We start from the raw sequence: 16,493 nt of genomic DNA, 5'->3' as shown, positions 1-16,493 counted from the left end.
TTGACCTCATGTCCAACCGATCAAAAAAAATATTCACGAAGTTTTTGAAGTGGAGGTATAAAAATATCTCCAATAAAACCTTTGTACACCTTATGAGTCTGGTGGTTGGTTTTTTGGCCGGGTTGGTGGCCGTTACCTTAAAAAACTTCACCTATTTTATCGAGTCCCTGCTTAAAATGGGAATCGTTTTTTCAGAAAATCAACTCTACTTTATCCTACCCACTATTGGGTTGACCTTTGTGTATCTCTACGTAAAGTTTGTACACAAAAAGCCGATTCAGCATGCCGTGTCATCCATCATTTTCTCCCTTTCCAAAAAAGGGGGACTTCTATCAACCAAGGATATTTACGCCCCACTGATCACAGCACCGCTTACCGTAGGATTTGGGGGTTCCGTGGGACTTTTGGGACCGGCAGTCAAGTCTGGTTCTGCCATAAGTTCCAACCTTAGTCGCTTGTTTCATATTGATGCCAAGACCCGGTCCTTATTGGTTGCCTGTGCTTCGGCCGGGGCCATTTCATCCATCTTCCAATCCCCTATTGCCGCCATTATCTTTGCCGTGGAGGTATTTACCTTGGATTTGACCATGATGTCCATGCTTCCCTTGTTGTTGGCCTCCATAGCAGGGGTGCTCACTTCCTATTTCTTTCTGGGAAACGAAGTGCTTTTTAGTTTTTCCCTTACCGAAGGATTTGAATTGGAGGACACCCCATTTTATGTGTTGTTGGGCGTGGGTACCGCCTTTGCTTCCATCTATTTTACCAAGATGTACTTTTCCATACTCACCTTTTTCAAACGGTTCAAAAGTCCCAAGTACAAACTTTTGGTGGGCGGTATTGCCATTGGAATTATGCTTTATGCCATCCCCCCGCTCTACGGGGAAGGTTTTGGATTCATCAACAATTTATTGGATGGGGACCATTTAAAGGCTTTGGGAAAAACCCCGTTCGATGCCTATACGGACAACATTTGGGTAGTGATTGCCCTTTTGTTCGGCATTACCATTTTTAAGGCCATAGCCATGACCACCACCTTTGCCGCTGGTGGTGCCGGTGGAATCTTTATTCCTACCATGGTCATGGGAAGTGCGTTGGGCAATGTGGTGGCCAAGATCATCAACCATCTGGGACTCGGATTTTCGGTATCGGAAAGTAACTTCACCCTAATAGGCATGGCTGGTCTGATAGCCGGGGTAATCCATGCGCCTTTGACCGCCATTTTCTTGATTGCTGAAATCACCGGAGGTTACGAACTCTTTGTTCCCTTGATGATTACCGCCTCGATCTCCTATCTCACCACCAAAAATGCGTTGGACTATACCATTTACACCAAGGAACTGGCAAAAATCGGTGCCGTGCTATCCCACAATAAGGACCAGATGGTATTGGGACTTATGGAAATGGACGATGTGATCGAGAAAAATTTCAAATCGGTACATCCTGAAATGTCCTTGGGGGATATGCTGCACGAATCCGTTTCCAAATCCAAAAGGAACATTTTCCCCGTGCTGGACGATGAAAAAAAATTAATGGGTATCATTGTTTTGGATGATATCCGCCAGTTTATGTTTGACCGCGACCTCTACGAAACCGTTCATGTAAAGAATTTAATGCATGCCCCGCCCGAGCATATCTTTTATGGAAAGGATACCATGAAACAGGTCATGAAGAAATTCCAGGACAGTGGTGCTTGGAACCTGCCCGTCATCAAGGATGGCAAATACGAAGGTTTCATTTCAAAATCGAAATTATTGACGGCCTATCGCCGAAAACTCATCAATTACACCCAATGAAAATCAAGCTCAAATATATCATTGTCCTTATCGTTCTGGCTTCCATTTCCTCTATCATATTTGGCTTTTCCATTGAAGAGGAGCAACCTTCTTCTGCGCACAGATATATCGGTTTGGGAACCATAGGCCTATTTTTGGTGGCCATGCCCCTTTTCCTGTTCAAAGAAAGCAAGGGAAAGAATATGAAAGACTACATGCTCACCAAGGACAACATAAAAAAAATGCAGGATCAAGAGCGCAAAAACACTGGAAAAGAATAATCTTCCCAAGATTTAATGGTTATTTTACCTGATTAGACGTAAAATATCCTACATTCGTGCTTTAACATTTATTTTTTTTTAATGACCGGTACAGTAAAATTTTTTAATGGATCCAAAGGTTATGGGTTCATTACCAACGACGACACAGGAAAGGACATCTTTGTTCATGTTACAGCATTGAACGGGGTGGAATTGAACGAAGGCGACAAAGTAGAATACCAAGAAGAAGAAGGAAGAAAAGGAAGGGTTGCTGCACAAGTGCAAGTAATCGGATAATTATATTTTATTTTGAAAAATTTCGAAGCCCTGGCCCATGCCGGGGCTTTTACTTTAGTTGAGGTTTCTTCGTTGGATGAAAAAGCGTTTCAGTAATTCCGAAGCCTCGTTTTCCATAATCCCGCTGACCACTTCCGTTTTGGGATGCAGATGGCCTCCCATGACATTGAATCCTCGTTCCAAATCCGCTGCGCCATAGACAATCTTTGAAACTTGGCTCCAATACAGTGCACCGGCACACATTTGGCACGGTTCCAAGGTCACATAGAGCGTACACCCATGCAGATACTTACCGCCAAGAAAATTTGATGCCGCCGTTATGGCCTGCATCTCGGCATGGGCCGTAACATCCTTCAATCGCTCCGTAAGGTTGTGGGCACGTCCAATGATTCGGTTGTCCACTACCACGATGGCCCCAACGGGAACTTCACCCATTTCGTAGGCCATTTCGGCCTCTTGTAGGGCTTTTTTCATAAAATAGGTGTCGTCAAACGGGTTCTCCACAATTTTTATTGAAACTTTTCATCAAAAGGCTAAGCTAAGCATAAAAAAAATTTACCTATTATAGGTACTTTTGTTTTTTATTCGTTGGAAAAGCTTTTAACACATATCAATTCCCCGGCAGACCTTAAAAAACTGCCTTTGGATAAACTTCCCAAACTCGCCCAAGAGCTTCGGGAATTTATTATTGATATTGTCTCCACAAAAGAAGGTCATTTGGGTGCCAGCTTGGGAGTTGTGGAACTGACCATAGCCCTCCATTATGTTTTTGACACGCCCAACGATAAACTTATATGGGATGTGGGCCATCAGGCCTATGGCCACAAAATTCTGACCGGAAGAAAAGAGATTTTTGAAACCAATAGACAACTTGGTGGAATAAGCGGATTTCCCAAACGCAGTGAAAGCCCATATGATGATTTTGGGACCGGACATAGCTCTACCGCCATATCCGCCATTTTGGGCATGGCCATGGCCTCCAAACTGAATGGGGAAAACTCCAAACAGCACATTGCTGTGGTAGGTGATGCTTCCATAGCCAGCGGTATGGCCTTTGAAGGGCTGAACCATCTAGGGGTCACCGATGTAAACACCCTTATTATACTGAATGACAATGCCATTGGCATAGACCCCAGTGTAGGCGCCCTAAAAAAATACCTCACCAACGTAAAAGCCGGCACAGCCAAGGATGAAAACATTTTTGAATGTTTGAACCTTGATTATTCCGGTCCATTGGATGGACACGACGTAAAAGGTCTTGTAGATGAGTTACAGCGTCTAAAAAAAGTGGATGGACCCAAACTCCTTCATATCATCACCACCAAAGGAAAAGGCTTAAAAAAAGCCGAAGAAGACCAGGTGGTCTACCATGCCCCCGGAAAATTTGATAAGGTTACCGGGGAACGCCTCAAGAAATCCCAAGAGGCCCAACCCCCAAAATACCAAGACGTGTTTGGGCATACCTTGGTGGAGTTGGCCCAAAAAAATAAGAATATAGTAGGCATCACTCCTGCTATGCCCACAGGAAGTTCTCTAAAATATATGATGAAGGAAATGCCCGATCGGGCATTTGATGTGGGCATCGCGGAACAGCATGCAGTAACCTTGGCGGCTGGAATGGCCACACAAGGGCTTATCCCATTTTGCAATATCTATTCTACCTTTTTGCAGCGTGCCTATGATCAGGTCATCCATGACGTGGCCCTACAAAACCTCCCGGTCATTTTTTGTTTGGATAGAGCTGGGCTGGTAGGTCAAGACGGTCCCACGCACCATGGGGTGTTTGATATTGCCTATTTAAGGTGCATTCCCAATCTTACTCTATTTGCCCCGATGAACGAAATGGAACTCAGGAACATCATGTACACGGCCCAATTGGGCATGGATGGGCCCATAGCCATTCGATACCCACGGGGCCAAGGTGTAACCATTGATTGGAAAAATGAATTGGAGTCCATCCCATTGGGAACAGGGCGTTGCCTCAAGGAAGGATCAAAAATCGCCATCCTTACTGTGGGCCATATTGGAAATGAAATTTCCCGTTTATTGTCAACACTTGACCAAACGGATGCCATTGGTCATTACGACATGCGTTTTATAAAACCCTTGGACAAAAAACTGTTAGATACAGTCTTCAATACGTATGACCGCATCATTACACTCGAAGATGGCTGCGAGATAGGTGGTTTTGGTTCTGCGGTTTTGGAGTTCGCCAATGCAGAACACTATGTAAAACCCGTTACAATTTTTGGCATTCCAGATAAGTTTGTTGGTCATGGAACAATTTCAGAGACGCATAAACTGGCTGGCATAGATTTTGAAACCATTCATTCTTTTATACAATCAACCTTAGACCAATGCGAATAATCTGTTGTTTACTTCTCTTCCTAGCCGTCTCCTTTTCCGCCAATGCCCAGATCAATCGTTTAAAAGTTTTTGAACCCGACAGTACCGAGACCGGCTTTCGGGTGGTCCGAATCAAGGATGTCAAACTCAAATACCTTACCCGTAGTGCAAAACTGACCGATCCAAGAACGGTACTTAATCGGGTAAAGCCCCTTAAAAGGTGGTACAAACGCTTTGTGCCCCATTCATTTTGGGATAAAAAGAATGCATTTGGACTTAATATCAATGAGGTTTCCTTTGTAAACTGGAACGCAGGGGGTGACAATTCCGTATCCGCCTTGGCCAGTGCCGACTTTGAACGAAATTACAAGTTCCGGTACCTGAACTGGAAAAATGAAGCAAAACTAAGATACGGCCTCAACGCACAAGAAGGGAGAAAACTCCGAAAAACGGACGATCAGATACGATTATCCTCCACCATAGGTTTTAGAAAGGATACCATAACCAACTGGTATTACTCGGTAAAAGCGAATTTTAACACCCAGTTTTCCAACGGTTTTAAATATCCAGACCGGGAAACCCCCATTTCAAGATTCATGGCTCCCGGTTATCTTTTTGTCGGTATTGGTACCTCCTATATTCCCCAAAATGAAAAATTCAACCTCTATATTTCTCCCGCTACCCTGAAATCAACCTTTGTTTTGGATGAAACTTTATCCAGTCAAGGAGCATTTGGTGTGGATGAAGGAGAAAATGTGTTTCTGGAACTTGGTTTCCTTATTACCAATACATGGGAAAAGGAAATCCTTAAAAATGTGTTGATGAACCATCGCATCAACCTATATACGGATTATGTAAGAAGTTTTGGTAACGTGGATGTGGATTGGGAAATGACCTTCAACCTAAAAGTCAATGAATATATGAACGCCATGATTGGTACCCATGTGATTTTTGATGACGATATTAAATTTGACGAAGTGGTCGCTGAAGATGGCACAATAACCGATCCAGGAATATCCAAAATACAGTTTAAGCAGATTTTAGGGGTGGGCCTTAGATATGCCTTCTAAATTTTCCGGCCGGTCAGCTTATCATGGATATGCACCGCCGCACTATCCGATAGACTGGCCACAAAACAGCTGGTGTCCAATAAAATCTTGTACACAGAGGCATCCGTGTTTCTGTAATTTTCAGGCAAGCTCTTGATCAACAATCCATCATAATTGTTGGCACAATCTTCTTTTTTTCGGATCAAGGCCGTTGTGTACATGTCCAACAGATCTGCAATGATCCGATATCCCGCCAATTCCTTATCGATTACATGGGCAGATTGGTAAATCTTTTCAACACTCAGCTTTAGGATATCGTCTATCTGGGCTTTGTACTTTCCCTTGTCCAAAAGTGCAGATCCAAAATCTCCCTTTAAAATGGTCTCCTCATTGTTCACAAAGACTTCAACGGCATCGCTGATCAAGGTGTTTATGGCCAGGGCCCTTAAATAACTCAATCGGTCACTGGAGTTGGTCATGGCCGTATATTTTTTGGTGTTGATGTTGTCTTTTACCAACTTGATCAAATACTCCAACGCATATTCCTCTGAAATCAACCCCAAATTGATACCATCCTCAAAATCGATGATGGTGTAGCAGATGTCATCCGCCGCCTCCACCAAATAGGTCAAAGGGTGACGGTAATAGCCCATTTCCGGATTATGGGGATTGGGAACAAGTCCAATTTCCTGCACCACTTCCATGAAAAAATCCTTTTCGGATTGAAAAAAGCCAAACTTCTTGTCCGCTATATGCCTGGAAGGTTTTTTGGGCAACGAGGCTTTGGGATACTTCATGAAAGCCCCCAAGGTAGCATAACTGAGTCGTAACCCACCCGGAACACCGTCCCTGGACTCGGTCAACAGTTTGAATCCATTGGCATTCCCTTCAAAATCTATAAGGTCTTGGTATTCCACCTCGGAAAGAACCTCCTTGTATTTTCTCCCATTTCCCTGTGCAAAATAATTTCCAATGGCCTTTTCCCCACTATGTCCAAAAGGAGGATTTCCTATATCATGGGCCAAGGCCGCAGCAGCAACAATGGCACCAAAATCATTAAAATGATACCCGTGCACTTCCGATAGAAATGGATATTTGGCCAAGATTTTCTGCCCCGCTATTCGTCCCAAACTTCTCCCCACCACAGAAACTTCCAAACTGTGGGTAAGCCTCGTATGCACAAAGTCTTTGTTGGAACCTACACTGATTGGCATGGGAACCACTTGGGTCTTGTCCTGAAGACCACGGAATGCCGAGGAGAAAATAATGCGGTCGTAATCCACTTCAAACCCTAAACGGGTCTCGTTTTGCTCTTTTCGCAATCGTTTGTGGGTATCGCCATGGCGCCGCAGTGAGAGTAATTGTTCCCAGTTCATATAGGTGCAATATACGCTGAACCTTGGGTACGTTCCAAGAAAAACCTTGTCCCGTATTGTCCTTCAAACTCACAAAAGTTTAATGATTCCTTAATTTTTACATTACACTAAAGACATCCCATTGGGGCATTTTTGTCAGAATACAGCATTACAGCTAAGGTTTTCGTTACGGATATTAGTTTTTGTCGACTATTCTTCGAAATCCTAGGGCTACCTTTTCAATAAGGTAGCCTTTTTTATTTATCTCCTATCCTTAATATAACATACAGAAAACATTAACTTAACATTGGGTGCTGTTCTTTGCAGCGACAAAAACTAGTACTGTAATGAATATCAAAAAGTTAGCCCTAGCAGGGTCTTTCTTTGTTTTCTTATGCACCCATTTTTCCCACTCACAAGATTCAAGTCCAACCACTTTTGGTAAAGGGTTATTGAACATTGTTGGCAAGGACAGTACATGGAGCTCCAAAGTTGGGGCAAGAATGCAACTTCTGGCCATTGCCAATTGGGAAAATAGTGAAACCGATGGGTTACAAAACCCAGAACAGAATTTCCTGGTGCGTAGGGCCAGATTAAAATTTGATGGGTTTGTATACACGCCAAAGCTTCGATATAAAATTGAATTGGGGCTCTCCAACCGCGATATTTCAGGAGGTTCCCAATTTACGGGAAACACGCCCAGATATATCTTTGATGCCGTTGTGAAATGGAACTTTTATGAAAATTTTGAGCTGTGGTTTGGCCAGACCAAACTTCCCGGGAACATAGAACGGGTAATCTCATCCGGAGACCTACAGCAGGTAGATCGCTCCTTGCTCAATGCCAAGTTCAACATTGATCGGGATATGGGCTTCCAACTAAGGCATCATTTTAAATTGGGAAAACAAGCTCTGATCAGGGAGAAGTTCGCTTTCTCCCAGGGAGAAGGAAGAAATGTTACCGTTGGAAACCTGGGTGGGCATCAGTATACCTCGCGCCTGGAATTCCTTCCCTTTGGAAAATTCCAGTCCAAAGGGGACTATAAAGGAGCCGATCTGGCACGGGAAGAAACCCCTAAATTAATGATAGGCAGTACATATGACCTCAACAAGAACGCCGTAAAGACCCGGAGCAACATGGGTACCTATATGTTCACCGATACCGGCTTTTATGAAACGGATATTTCCACCTTTTTTATGGATTTCATGTTTAAGTACAAGGGATTCTCACTAATGGGAGAATATGCCAACCGTGATGCCGATGACCCTATCGCCAAAAATTTGGATGGTACTGAAACGGGCGACATTGTACAAATAGGAAACGGATTGAACCTTCAAACGGGATATCTCCTTAAAAAAAATTGGGAACTCTCGGCCAGGTTCACCAGCATAAAATTGGATGAGAATATTACGGGAAAAGCTCCTGAGAAACAGTATACTCTGGGACTTTCAAAATATATTGTAGGACATAAACTAAAACTGCAAACCGACCTTAGCTATCTAACTGTTGATCAAGGAACTGATGAGTTAATGTTCCGGTTACAGTTGGATGTTCACCTGTAAAAGATAACCTTAACATAACTTAATCATAGGGCATTCTCTAGATATTTGAAAAATTTTTTGGACTTTTAATTATTGTATGGATAGTATTTACTTTTTAATAATGGTCGCCTTGGCGGCCTTGGCCATAGCCGACCTTGTAGTTGGTGTCAGCAATGATGCGGTAAACTTTCTTAATTCGGCCATTGGTTCCAAGGCAATATCCTTTAGGACCATTATGATCGTGGCCAGTATAGGTATTGCTTGTGGCGCTATTTTTTCCAGCGGTCTTATGGAGGTGGCCCGAAAGGGTATTTTTAACCCCGGTCAATTCTATTTTGATGAGATCATGTTCATTTTTATGGCTGTGATGATCACCGATATTCTCCTTCTTGACTTTTTCAACACGCTGGGCATGCCCACTTCCACAACCGTATCCATAGTCTTCAACCTTTTGGGGGCGGCGGTTGCCATGGCCTTGATCAAAATCGGGGCACAAAATGGGAATTTCACGGATGTCATCAACTATATCAACACGGATAAGGCCATTGAAATTATTGTAGGTATCCTATCTTCCGTGGTCATTGCATTTTCCATTGGAGCTTTTGTGCAATGGGTTTCCAGGCTTTTGCTCTCCTATGACTTTCAGAAGAAACCAAAATGGACGGGAGCTATTTTTGGAGGTATCGCCCTTTCCGCGATCACCTATTTTATCTTGATAAAAGGGATTAAAGGAACTCCCTTTGCCGACCAAACCTATGGTTTTATCAATGGTATGACCATTAAAGATTTTTTAGAGACCCAAGTGTACGGGGTGGTAGTGGTGAATTTCATGATTTGGGCTGTTATTTCTTACGTGCTCATCATGTTTGCCAATACCAACATCTATAAATTGATCATTGGTGTTGGAACTTTTGCATTGGCATTGGCTTTTGCCGGAAATGACCTTGTCAATTTCATTGGTGTGCCCATTGCCGCTTGGCAATCTTATGAAGCTTGGGTGGTTTCTGGAACCCCGGCCTCCGAATTTAGCATGGAAATCCTTGCCACAAAAGTGGAAACGCCCACCTTACTTTTGTTTATTTCCGGGATGATCATGGTGGCCACCCTTTGGTGGTCCAAAAAAGCGCGCTATGTTGCCGATACGGAAATCAACCTTTCGCGTGAAGGTGAGGCCAAGGAACGGTTTCAGCCCAACTATTTATCCAGAAGCCTTGTCCGGTACTCCATTGCCGTATCAGAATGGATAACTTCCATAGTTCCTCCTTCAGTGCAGGGCGCCATCGACAAAAGATTCAAAAAACCCGTAATCAACCTATCCAAGGACAAAGTATTGCACCTACCCGCTTTTGATATGATCAGGGCATCGGTTAACCTGATGGTGGCAGGTATCCTGATTTCAGTGGCCACTTCCTATAAACTTCCACTTTCCACTACCTATGTGACCTTCATGGTAGCCATGGGAACCTCATTGGCCGATAGGGCTTGGGGTGCCGAAAGTGCCGTATACAGGGTAGCAGGGGTTCTCAATGTTATCGCCGGATGGTTCAGTACCGCGATTATAGCGTTCATTGCCGCTGGGACCATTCTAACCCTCATCAGCTTTGGTAAGGGTGCCGCCATTGCCATTCTTTTGTTTGCAGCTGTACTTCTTTTGGTAAGGAACTACATCTCCTACAACAAGAAAACAAAGGAAATCAAGGTTGAAGACCGTTTGAGAAGGGCCGAAAGCAGTTCCATTCAAGGTGTGATAGATGAAAGTGCCGCCAACATTGCCAACGCTGTTAAGCGTAGCAATAGGATTTACTCCAACTCCATCAATGGGTTGGCCAAACAAGATTTGAACTTCCTAAAGAAGAACAAAAAACAGAGCAACAAACTTTCTTCAGAGATTGAAGACCTCCGGGAACATACTTTCTACTTTATCAAGAATTTGGAGGAAGCCCACATTGGTGCCAGTAACTTTTATATCAATGCCATGGGACATTTGACCGATATGTCGCAATCCCTTGAGTACATAGGAAAAGTGAGCTTTAACCATGTGTACAACAACCATAAAAAACTGAAGTACAACCAGATAAAGGAGCTCAAGGAAATCGACCAGAAACTACAGGAGATTTTTGACAGGACCCAAGAAACCTTCGAAAAGAAATCCTTTGACAAAATCGATGCCATCCTGAATTCCAAGCAAGAGCTGTATGATCTGGTATTGCAAAAAATTGATCGTCAAGTCTCAAGGACCCGAACTGAGGAGTCCAGTCCAAAAAATACAACTTTGTATTTCTCCCTATTGTTGGAGACCCGGGACTTAATGACCGCCATGATGGATCTTTTGGAGCAGTACTATCAAGAGTACGACAGTTCCGTTCCTCCTGCCAAGATCGAACAGGAGCAGTAAGCAACATTATCATACATAAAGTACTATCTTGTACCTATAAATAATAGGTACAAGATGGTCAAATATGCGCTTTTCTCCTTCCTAATTACATGGGTAACCGTCCAGGTTGTCAGTTCCCAAGAATTACCAACGGCCAATACTGTGTTGGAAAGGGCCATTGCTTTCCATGACCCCAATGACAACTGGAACTATTTTGATACCTCTTTCAAGGTCATTATGGAGTCTCCCAATGCTCCGAAGAGAACAAGTACCATAAAAGCCGATTTTGTCAACCAAGAATTTGTGTTGGATGTGGAGCAGGACGGCAATTCCTATACCTATGATATGAGCAAGGGCAATTGCTCCATTACCTTAAACGGCAGTAAGGAGTTTTCGGAAGCTGAGGCAGATAAATTGAGACTATCCTGCGAACGGGGCACGACCATGAAAAATTACTATACCTATCTGTATGGGCTTCCCATGAAACTAAAAGACCCTGGGACGCTCTTGGACGAAAAAGTGGAGGTAAAAACCTTTAAGGACAAGGAATATCTTGTCTTAAAAGTTCGATATGATGAAAAGGTAGGCAGCGATACCTGGTATTTCTATTTTGACCCGAAGACCTATGCCATGGAAGTGTACCAATTTTACCATGATGAAAGCAAAAATGATGGGGAATACATCCTTTTGGAGGGATTGGAGGAAATCAACGGGATACAAATGCCCAAGACTCGGGCCTGGTATTTAAACAAGGATGACAAATATTTAGGAACGGATATTCTTACCAAAGGTTGACCTTAGACTCTCCTAACGGTAAAAATTCATCTCGTCCATATATTTCCAGACTGCATTGGGAAGCAAAGGTCTTATATTCTTCCCGTTTTTATGTTCCCTACGAATAAAGGTGGATGAAATTTCCATGATGGGGGCAGCCACCCGCACTACCTTGGGATGGTCCTTGAACTGCTGCTCCACCTCCCCTGCAGAAACCCTTGGGTAGACATATAGGGAATACTGCTCCAAAATGGTTTCATAGTTTTTCCATTTATGGAAGCTTTTCAGGTTGTCCTCTCCCATGATCAAGGCAAACTGATGGTCTTCCCCATACCTTTCATCCAAATGTACCAAAGTGTTCACGGTATAATTGGGCTGAGGCAGGTCAAACTCTATCTTGCTGGGTTTCAACTTGGGATATTCCTGTACGGCCTCATATACCATTTGGTATCGATGGTGGTCATCCAAAAGCGATTGCTTGGTCTTGAATGGACTTTGCGGGGTAATCACAAACCAAACCTCATCCAAATCGGAAAACTCCACCAAATGGTTCGCAATGACCAAATGGCCTATATGAATGGGGTTGAATGTTCCAAAGAAGAGCCCTACCTTCTTCATAAGCTATTCCTCTTTTGCATCGGGAATCTTGGCCCCGACATATTCGGCCACCAATTCATGGGCCTCTTTAAGAGCCGTATCCAAATCATAATTTTTGATGATACGGTCAAACTGGGGAGCCGTGGCCAATTCAACAGAGGCTTTTGCCACCCGCATATTGATCTTATCCTCACTTTCCGTACTGCGCTTTTTCAATCGAATCTTCAACTCGTCCACACTGGGTGGCTTCACAAAAACGGCCAAGGTCTGTTCGGGGAATTTCTTTTTGATACGAAGCCCTCCGACCACATCAATATCAAAAATGACATTCTTGCCTTCGGCCCACAAGCGTTCCACCTCACTCTTTAAGGTGCCATAAAAATTATCGCGATATACTTCTTCCCATTCCAAGAAGTCATCTTCCTTGATATGTCTCTTGAACTCGGAAATGGACATGAAATAATAATTTACCCCATGCTTTTCCTTACCCCTTCTGGGTCTGGAGGTGGCCGAAACCGAAAAGGCCAAGTTCAGTTCGGGTTGTTCCAACAAGTACTTTACAATCGTTGTTTTCCCACTTCCCGATGGGGCCGAAAAAATAATGAGTTTCCCTCCTTGCGTCATAATACATTCAGCATTTGTTCCTTGATTTTCTCCAGTTCATCCTTCATCTGCACCACCACTTGTTGCATGGGGGCATAATTGGCCTTGGAACCAATGGTATTGATCTCCCTTCCTATTTCTTGGGAAATGAATCCCAGTTTCTTGCCATTGGAATCGTCAGAGTTCAAGGTGGTTTCAAAATAATTCAGATGGTTGTCCAGACGTACTTTTTCCTCCGTAATGTCATACTTCTCCAAATAGTAGATGAGCTCTTGCTCAAAACGGTTCTCGTCCACTTCCACTTTTAGGTCTGACACGGCTCTTTCCAAACGCTCGCGCACGCTGGCCAAGCGTTCAAGGTCAAGGGATTTGACTTTATCCAACAAGGCTTTCAGGTTGGCCAAACGTTCCACAAAATCCTTTTCCAAGACCTTGCCTTCTTCATTTCTAAATTCGATTATCTTGGATAGGGCCTGGTCAAGAGCTTCCTTGATAGCTTTGTACTCTTCAACATCAATGTCGTTCTTGTCCGTTTTCAGGGTGTCCGGCATACGCAATGCCAGTTCCAAGAGCTTCAAATCGTCTCCTTGGGCAATCGCCGACAGCTGTTCCATATAATTCCGGACCACCCCTTGGTTTACTTCTGCTGTGGTTTCTTCTCCGGTAATTTCAACGTAAAGGCTTAAATCAACCTTTCCCCTGATTAGGACATCGGCTATCATCTTTCTGAACTCCAGCTCTTTTTCCCGAAAGGTTTGGGGAATCCTGGCATTGATATCCAAATTTTTACTGTTGAGCGATTTAAGCTCTACCGTAATTTTTTTTGATGGAAGCTGTACAACATGCTTTCCAAAGCCGGTCATGGATTGAATCATATGAAACGATAAATTTTGCCAAAGGTAACCAAAATAGGTATTGGCCCTTTAACTACTGCTTGTTGGAGATAAATAGAAAATTAGTCCAGCTCCCTTACCCAAATGTTTCTGTAGCTTACCCTGCTATTGTCTTGGTGGTCCTGCAACATCAATGGTCCCTTTCCATGGGGAGGGTTCTTGGGCCATCCAACGTACGGTGTGGTCCCCTTGATTTCTACATGGTCTTGAATCAGAACCCCATTTTGGATCACTGTGAGTGTCCCTGATTTGGTTTTTTGTCCTTTTTCAAACTCTGGGGCATGGTAGATGATATCGTAGGTATTCCACTCCCCTGTTGGCACGGAGGCCATGGCCAAGGGCACATGCTGCTTATACACCGACCCCACCTGACCGTTCACGTAGGTATCATTGTCGTTGTTGTCCAGCACCTGTACTTCATACAAACCCGATAAAAAGATACCACTATTGGCACGGCTTTGTCCTTTTCCATTTACTTGGGCCGGGGACTTCCATTCTATGTGCAGTTGGATGCTTCCAAAATTCTGTTGGGTTTGGATATTGCCTGTTTTGTCCTTTACGGTCATGCTCCCATCCTTGTTCAGCGTCCATTTTGCAGCAGTGCTATCCGTGGTGCTGATCCATCCGTCTAAATTGGAGCCATCAAAAAGAACAATGGCATCACTGGGTGGTGCACCGTTGCTTCCCGGCACCACTTTTGGAGGAACGGGTTCATAAACCTCGGTAGCTTCAGGTTGGGTAGGTTCTTTCTCTTGGCCGAAGGCAAAGGCCCCTGTTAAGACACATAGGGCCAAAAGGGCATTTTTGTTGATCATCATACTATAGTTCCTTTATTTTGATGTTTCTGAACGCCACAATATTTCCGTGATCTTGCAACCCTATCTTTCCAGTTTGATAGGCTCCAAAACCTTCCCATCCTTTAAACTTGGAATTGGCAACCATCTCATCCCATTCGGGGCCATGTACTGGAAACTCTACAACTTTTTTGCCATTGAGGGCCACTTGCCCTTGATTGGTTTTATGGTTGATGGTCAATTCCACTTGATTCCATTCGCCCACAGGTTTTACTGTTTTTTCCGATACAGCAATCATATCGTACAAAGCCCCTGCCTGATGGGTAGCCCCGTTTTTGCCATCAGGATGGCCTTCATCATCCAACACCTGAATTTCCGGACCTGTCACATAGGGCGCTCCATATTTCTTATCTTCAAATATTCCATAGAAAATTCCACTGTTTCCACCCTCGGAAATTTTCCATTCCAAGGACAATACAAAATTGGTGTAATCCTTGTCCGTAACCAGGTCATACACTTTCCCTTTATTTCTTTCCTCGGGTGGATAGTATACCATGGCGCCATCTTCCAGCTTCCATGGCTCTCCTACCTCACCTCCATTATACACATGCCATCCATCAAAGGAAGAGCCATCGAACAAAACAGTCCACGTGGGTTCTTCCTGTGTTTGTGTCTCCTGTTTCGCAACTTCTTCGGTTGCATTCTCTTTGGGCTTTTCCTTGCAGGCAAACACTACTGCAAGTGCCATCAAAATGATTGTTTTTTTCATATTCCTAGTATTCTTTTAAGTTTTTCCGAATCCACTGCCGAACCTGCAAAATCATCAAAGGTCTTGGTCGTAGCTTCAATAATATGATCTTGGATGAACTTGGCACCTTCTCGTGCGCCTTGCTCAGGGCTTTTGATGCAACATTCCCATTCCATCACAGCCCAAACATCACAGCCGTATTGGGTCAATTTGGAGAATATGGTCTTAAAATCGATTTGCCCATCACCCAAAGAACGATATCTCCCGGCTCTATCCCCCCAATCATTGTAGCCACCAAAAGCTCCTTTCTTTCCTGTTGGGTTAAACTCGGAATCCTTTACGTGAAACGATTTTATAAACTCGTGGTAATGGTCTATGTAAGCAATATAATCCAATTGCTGCAATACAAAATGACTTGGGTCGTAAAGAATATTGACCCTTTTGTGGTTGCCTGTGGCTTCCAAAAAACGCTCAAAGGTATCCCCATCGTGCAAATCCTCCCCAGGGTGAATTTCATAGCATACATCCACACCTTCCTCATCAAAATGGTTCAATATAGGCATCCAACGCTTGGCCAGTTCCTCAAATCCCATTTCCACCAAACCGGCCGGTCTTTGGGGCCAAGGGTGCGCCGTGTGCCAGAGCAATGCTCCAGAAAAGGTGGCATGGGCGTTCAATCCCAATCTTCGACTGGCTGTCGCTGCCTTTTTTACGGTCTCTATGGCCCATTGGGTCCGCTCCTTGGGCTTACCCTTTAGGGCATCCGGCGCAAAATTATCGAACATGATATCGTACGCAGGGTGCACCGCTACCAATTGCCCCTGTAAATGGGTGGACAATTCGGTGATTTCCAATCCGTATGAGTTTATCTTTCCCTTGAGCTCATCGCAATAGTCCTGACTTTCGGCCGCTTTATCCAAATCAATTAGAAAGGATTCCCATGTAGGAATCTGAATTCCTTTATATCCTAGACCCGAGGCCCATTCGCAAAGCCCATCCAAAGAATTGAACGGTGGCTGACTGTCCACAAATTGTGCTAAAAAAACAGCCGGTCCTTTAATTGTTTTCATTTAAGTTGAGTTTTTGGAAT

16 protein-coding genes are annotated in these 16,493 nt (G+C 43.9%); 8 read left to right on the top strand and 8 right to left on the bottom strand.

What is annotated here, in order from left to right; translation table 11 throughout:
• Window positions 1-92 precede the first annotated feature (92 nt).
• The 3 genes from DN53_RS13590 to DN53_RS13580 all read left to right on the top strand — a co-directional run bounded on the left by DN53_RS13590 (window position 93) and on the right by DN53_RS13580 (window position 2,329).
• Complete coding sequence (locus DN53_RS13590) at window positions 93-1,793, top strand: chloride channel protein (RefSeq protein ID WP_417935931.1); 1,701 nt, start codon at window positions 93-95, stop codon at window positions 1,791-1,793.
• Window positions 1,790-2,053: a hypothetical protein gene (locus tag DN53_RS13585; protein WP_129655016.1), complete on the top strand. Its 264-nt coding sequence runs from the start codon at window positions 1,790-1,792 to the stop codon at window positions 2,051-2,053. Before DN53_RS13590 ends, DN53_RS13585 begins: the two co-directional genes overlap by 4 nt.
• Before the next feature lie 81 nt (window positions 2,054-2,134).
• A complete protein-coding gene (locus DN53_RS13580; RefSeq protein ID WP_116216857.1) occupies window positions 2,135-2,329 on the top strand; it encodes a cold-shock protein in 195 nt (64 codons plus the stop codon).
• 54 nt (window positions 2,330-2,383) lie between these two features.
• Here DN53_RS13580 and DN53_RS13575 read toward each other — a convergent pair whose 3' ends face one another.
• Window positions 2,384-2,833 (bottom strand): nucleoside deaminase, encoded by a 450-nt coding sequence (locus tag DN53_RS13575; protein WP_129655014.1) that lies wholly within the window; start codon window positions 2,831-2,833, stop codon window positions 2,384-2,386.
• Window positions 2,834-2,917: 84 nt separating this feature from the next.
• Here DN53_RS13575 and dxs point away from each other — a divergent pair, with 84 nt between their 5' ends.
• Both dxs and DN53_RS13565 read left to right on the top strand, forming a co-directional pair.
• Window positions 2,918-4,696: a 1-deoxy-D-xylulose-5-phosphate synthase gene (dxs, locus tag DN53_RS13570; protein WP_129655012.1), complete on the top strand. Its 1,779-nt coding sequence runs from the start codon at window positions 2,918-2,920 to the stop codon at window positions 4,694-4,696.
• On the top strand, window positions 4,687-5,745 hold the full coding sequence (locus DN53_RS13565; RefSeq protein WP_129655010.1) for a DUF3078 domain-containing protein: 1,059 nt from the start codon (window positions 4,687-4,689) through the stop codon (window positions 5,743-5,745). The genes dxs and DN53_RS13565 overlap by 10 nt, the downstream gene beginning before the upstream one ends.
• Here the strand turns inward: DN53_RS13565 and dgt are convergent.
• Window positions 5,742-7,100 carry a dGTP triphosphohydrolase gene (gene dgt / locus DN53_RS13560; protein WP_129655008.1) on the bottom strand — a complete coding sequence of 453 codons (1,359 nt, stop codon included), beginning with the start codon at window positions 7,098-7,100 and terminating at the stop codon, window positions 5,742-5,744. The two genes, DN53_RS13565 and dgt, sit on opposite strands and share 4 nt — an antisense overlap.
• 326 nt (window positions 7,101-7,426) lie before the next feature.
• On the opposite strand from dgt, the gene DN53_RS13555 reads away from it, so the two are divergent.
• The 3 genes from DN53_RS13555 (at window position 7,427) to DN53_RS13545 (ending at window position 11,789) form a co-directional block, all read left to right on the top strand.
• On the top strand, window positions 7,427-8,641 hold the full coding sequence (locus DN53_RS13555) for a porin (protein WP_129655006.1): 1,215 nt from the start codon (window positions 7,427-7,429) through the stop codon (window positions 8,639-8,641).
• Between the two features lie 76 nt (window positions 8,642-8,717).
• Complete coding sequence (locus DN53_RS13550; RefSeq protein ID WP_129655004.1) at window positions 8,718-11,015, top strand: inorganic phosphate transporter; 2,298 nt, start codon at window positions 8,718-8,720, stop codon at window positions 11,013-11,015.
• Window positions 11,016-11,069: 54 nt separating this feature from the next.
• Window positions 11,070-11,789 (top strand): DUF6503 family protein, encoded by a 720-nt coding sequence (locus tag DN53_RS13545; RefSeq protein WP_129655001.1) that lies wholly within the window; start codon window positions 11,070-11,072, stop codon window positions 11,787-11,789.
• 12 nt (window positions 11,790-11,801) lie between these two features.
• Here the strand turns inward: DN53_RS13545 and nadD are convergent, their stop codons facing one another.
• The 6 genes from nadD to DN53_RS13515 form a co-directional block, all read right to left on the bottom strand.
• Window positions 11,802-12,386, bottom strand: a complete 585-nt coding sequence (nadD, locus tag DN53_RS13540; RefSeq protein ID WP_129654999.1) for a nicotinate (nicotinamide) nucleotide adenylyltransferase — start codon at window positions 12,384-12,386, stop codon at window positions 11,802-11,804.
• Between the two features lie 3 nt (window positions 12,387-12,389).
• Window positions 12,390-12,989, bottom strand: coding sequence for a guanylate kinase (gmk, locus tag DN53_RS13535; RefSeq protein WP_129654997.1), 600 nt, complete (start codon window positions 12,987-12,989; stop codon window positions 12,390-12,392).
• On the bottom strand, window positions 12,986-13,843 hold the full coding sequence (locus DN53_RS13530) for a YicC/YloC family endoribonuclease (protein WP_129654995.1): 858 nt from the start codon (window positions 13,841-13,843) through the stop codon (window positions 12,986-12,988). Before DN53_RS13530 ends, gmk begins: the two co-directional genes overlap by 4 nt.
• A gap of 80 nt (window positions 13,844-13,923) precedes the next feature.
• On the bottom strand, window positions 13,924-14,676 hold the full coding sequence (locus tag DN53_RS13525; protein WP_417935932.1) for a 3-keto-disaccharide hydrolase: 753 nt from the start codon (window positions 14,674-14,676) through the stop codon (window positions 13,924-13,926).
• A 4-nt stretch (window positions 14,677-14,680) separates the two neighbouring features.
• Entirely contained in the window at window positions 14,681-15,403 is a 723-nt protein-coding gene (locus tag DN53_RS13520) for a 3-keto-disaccharide hydrolase (protein ID WP_417935930.1), read from the bottom strand.
• A gap of 17 nt (window positions 15,404-15,420) precedes the next feature.
• The gene (locus DN53_RS13515; RefSeq protein WP_116216846.1) at window positions 15,421-16,473 is read right to left on the bottom strand and encodes a sugar phosphate isomerase/epimerase family protein; all 1,053 of its coding nucleotides are present in this window, start codon (window positions 16,471-16,473) and stop codon (window positions 15,421-15,423) included.
• Window positions 16,474-16,493 lie beyond the last annotated feature (20 nt).

The sequence above is a fragment of the Flagellimonas olearia genome, assembly GCF_004150225.1.
Taxonomy (GTDB): Bacteria; Bacteroidota; Bacteroidia; order Flavobacteriales; family Flavobacteriaceae; genus Flagellimonas; species Flagellimonas olearia.
The sequence above is the reverse complement of the archived record's forward strand: the minus strand, read 5'-3'. Positions and strand labels throughout refer to the sequence as shown.

Coding starts and splice junctions, on each gene's coding strand:
- DN53_RS13590 (WP_417935931.1), top strand. CDS start 93: ATGAGTCTGGTGGTTGGTTTTTTGGCCGGGTTGGTGGCCGTTACCTTA.
- DN53_RS13585 (WP_129655016.1), top strand. CDS start 1,790: ATGAAAATCAAGCTCAAATATATCATTGTCCTTATCGTTCTGGCTTCC.
- DN53_RS13580 (WP_116216857.1), top strand. CDS start 2,135: ATGACCGGTACAGTAAAATTTTTTAATGGATCCAAAGGTTATGGGTTC.
- DN53_RS13565 (WP_129655010.1), top strand. CDS start 4,687: ATGCGAATAATCTGTTGTTTACTTCTCTTCCTAGCCGTCTCCTTTTCC.
- dgt (WP_129655008.1), bottom strand. CDS start 7,100: ATGAACTGGGAACAATTACTCTCACTGCGGCGCCATGGCGATACCCAC.
- DN53_RS13555 (WP_129655006.1), top strand. CDS start 7,427: ATGAATATCAAAAAGTTAGCCCTAGCAGGGTCTTTCTTTGTTTTCTTA.
- DN53_RS13550 (WP_129655004.1), top strand. CDS start 8,718: ATGGATAGTATTTACTTTTTAATAATGGTCGCCTTGGCGGCCTTGGCC.
- DN53_RS13545 (WP_129655001.1), top strand. CDS start 11,070: ATGGTCAAATATGCGCTTTTCTCCTTCCTAATTACATGGGTAACCGTC.
- nadD (WP_129654999.1), bottom strand. CDS start 12,386: ATGAAGAAGGTAGGGCTCTTCTTTGGAACATTCAACCCCATTCATATA.
- gmk (WP_129654997.1), bottom strand. CDS start 12,989: ATGACGCAAGGAGGGAAACTCATTATTTTTTCGGCCCCATCGGGAAGT.
- DN53_RS13530 (WP_129654995.1), bottom strand. CDS start 13,843: ATGATTCAATCCATGACCGGCTTTGGAAAGCATGTTGTACAGCTTCCA.
- DN53_RS13525 (WP_417935932.1), bottom strand. CDS start 14,676: ATGATCAACAAAAATGCCCTTTTGGCCCTATGTGTCTTAACAGGGGCC.
- DN53_RS13520 (WP_417935930.1), bottom strand. CDS start 15,403: ATGGCACTTGCAGTAGTGTTTGCCTGCAAGGAAAAGCCCAAAGAGAAT.
- DN53_RS13515 (WP_116216846.1), bottom strand. CDS start 16,473: ATGAAAACAATTAAAGGACCGGCTGTTTTTTTAGCACAATTTGTGGAC.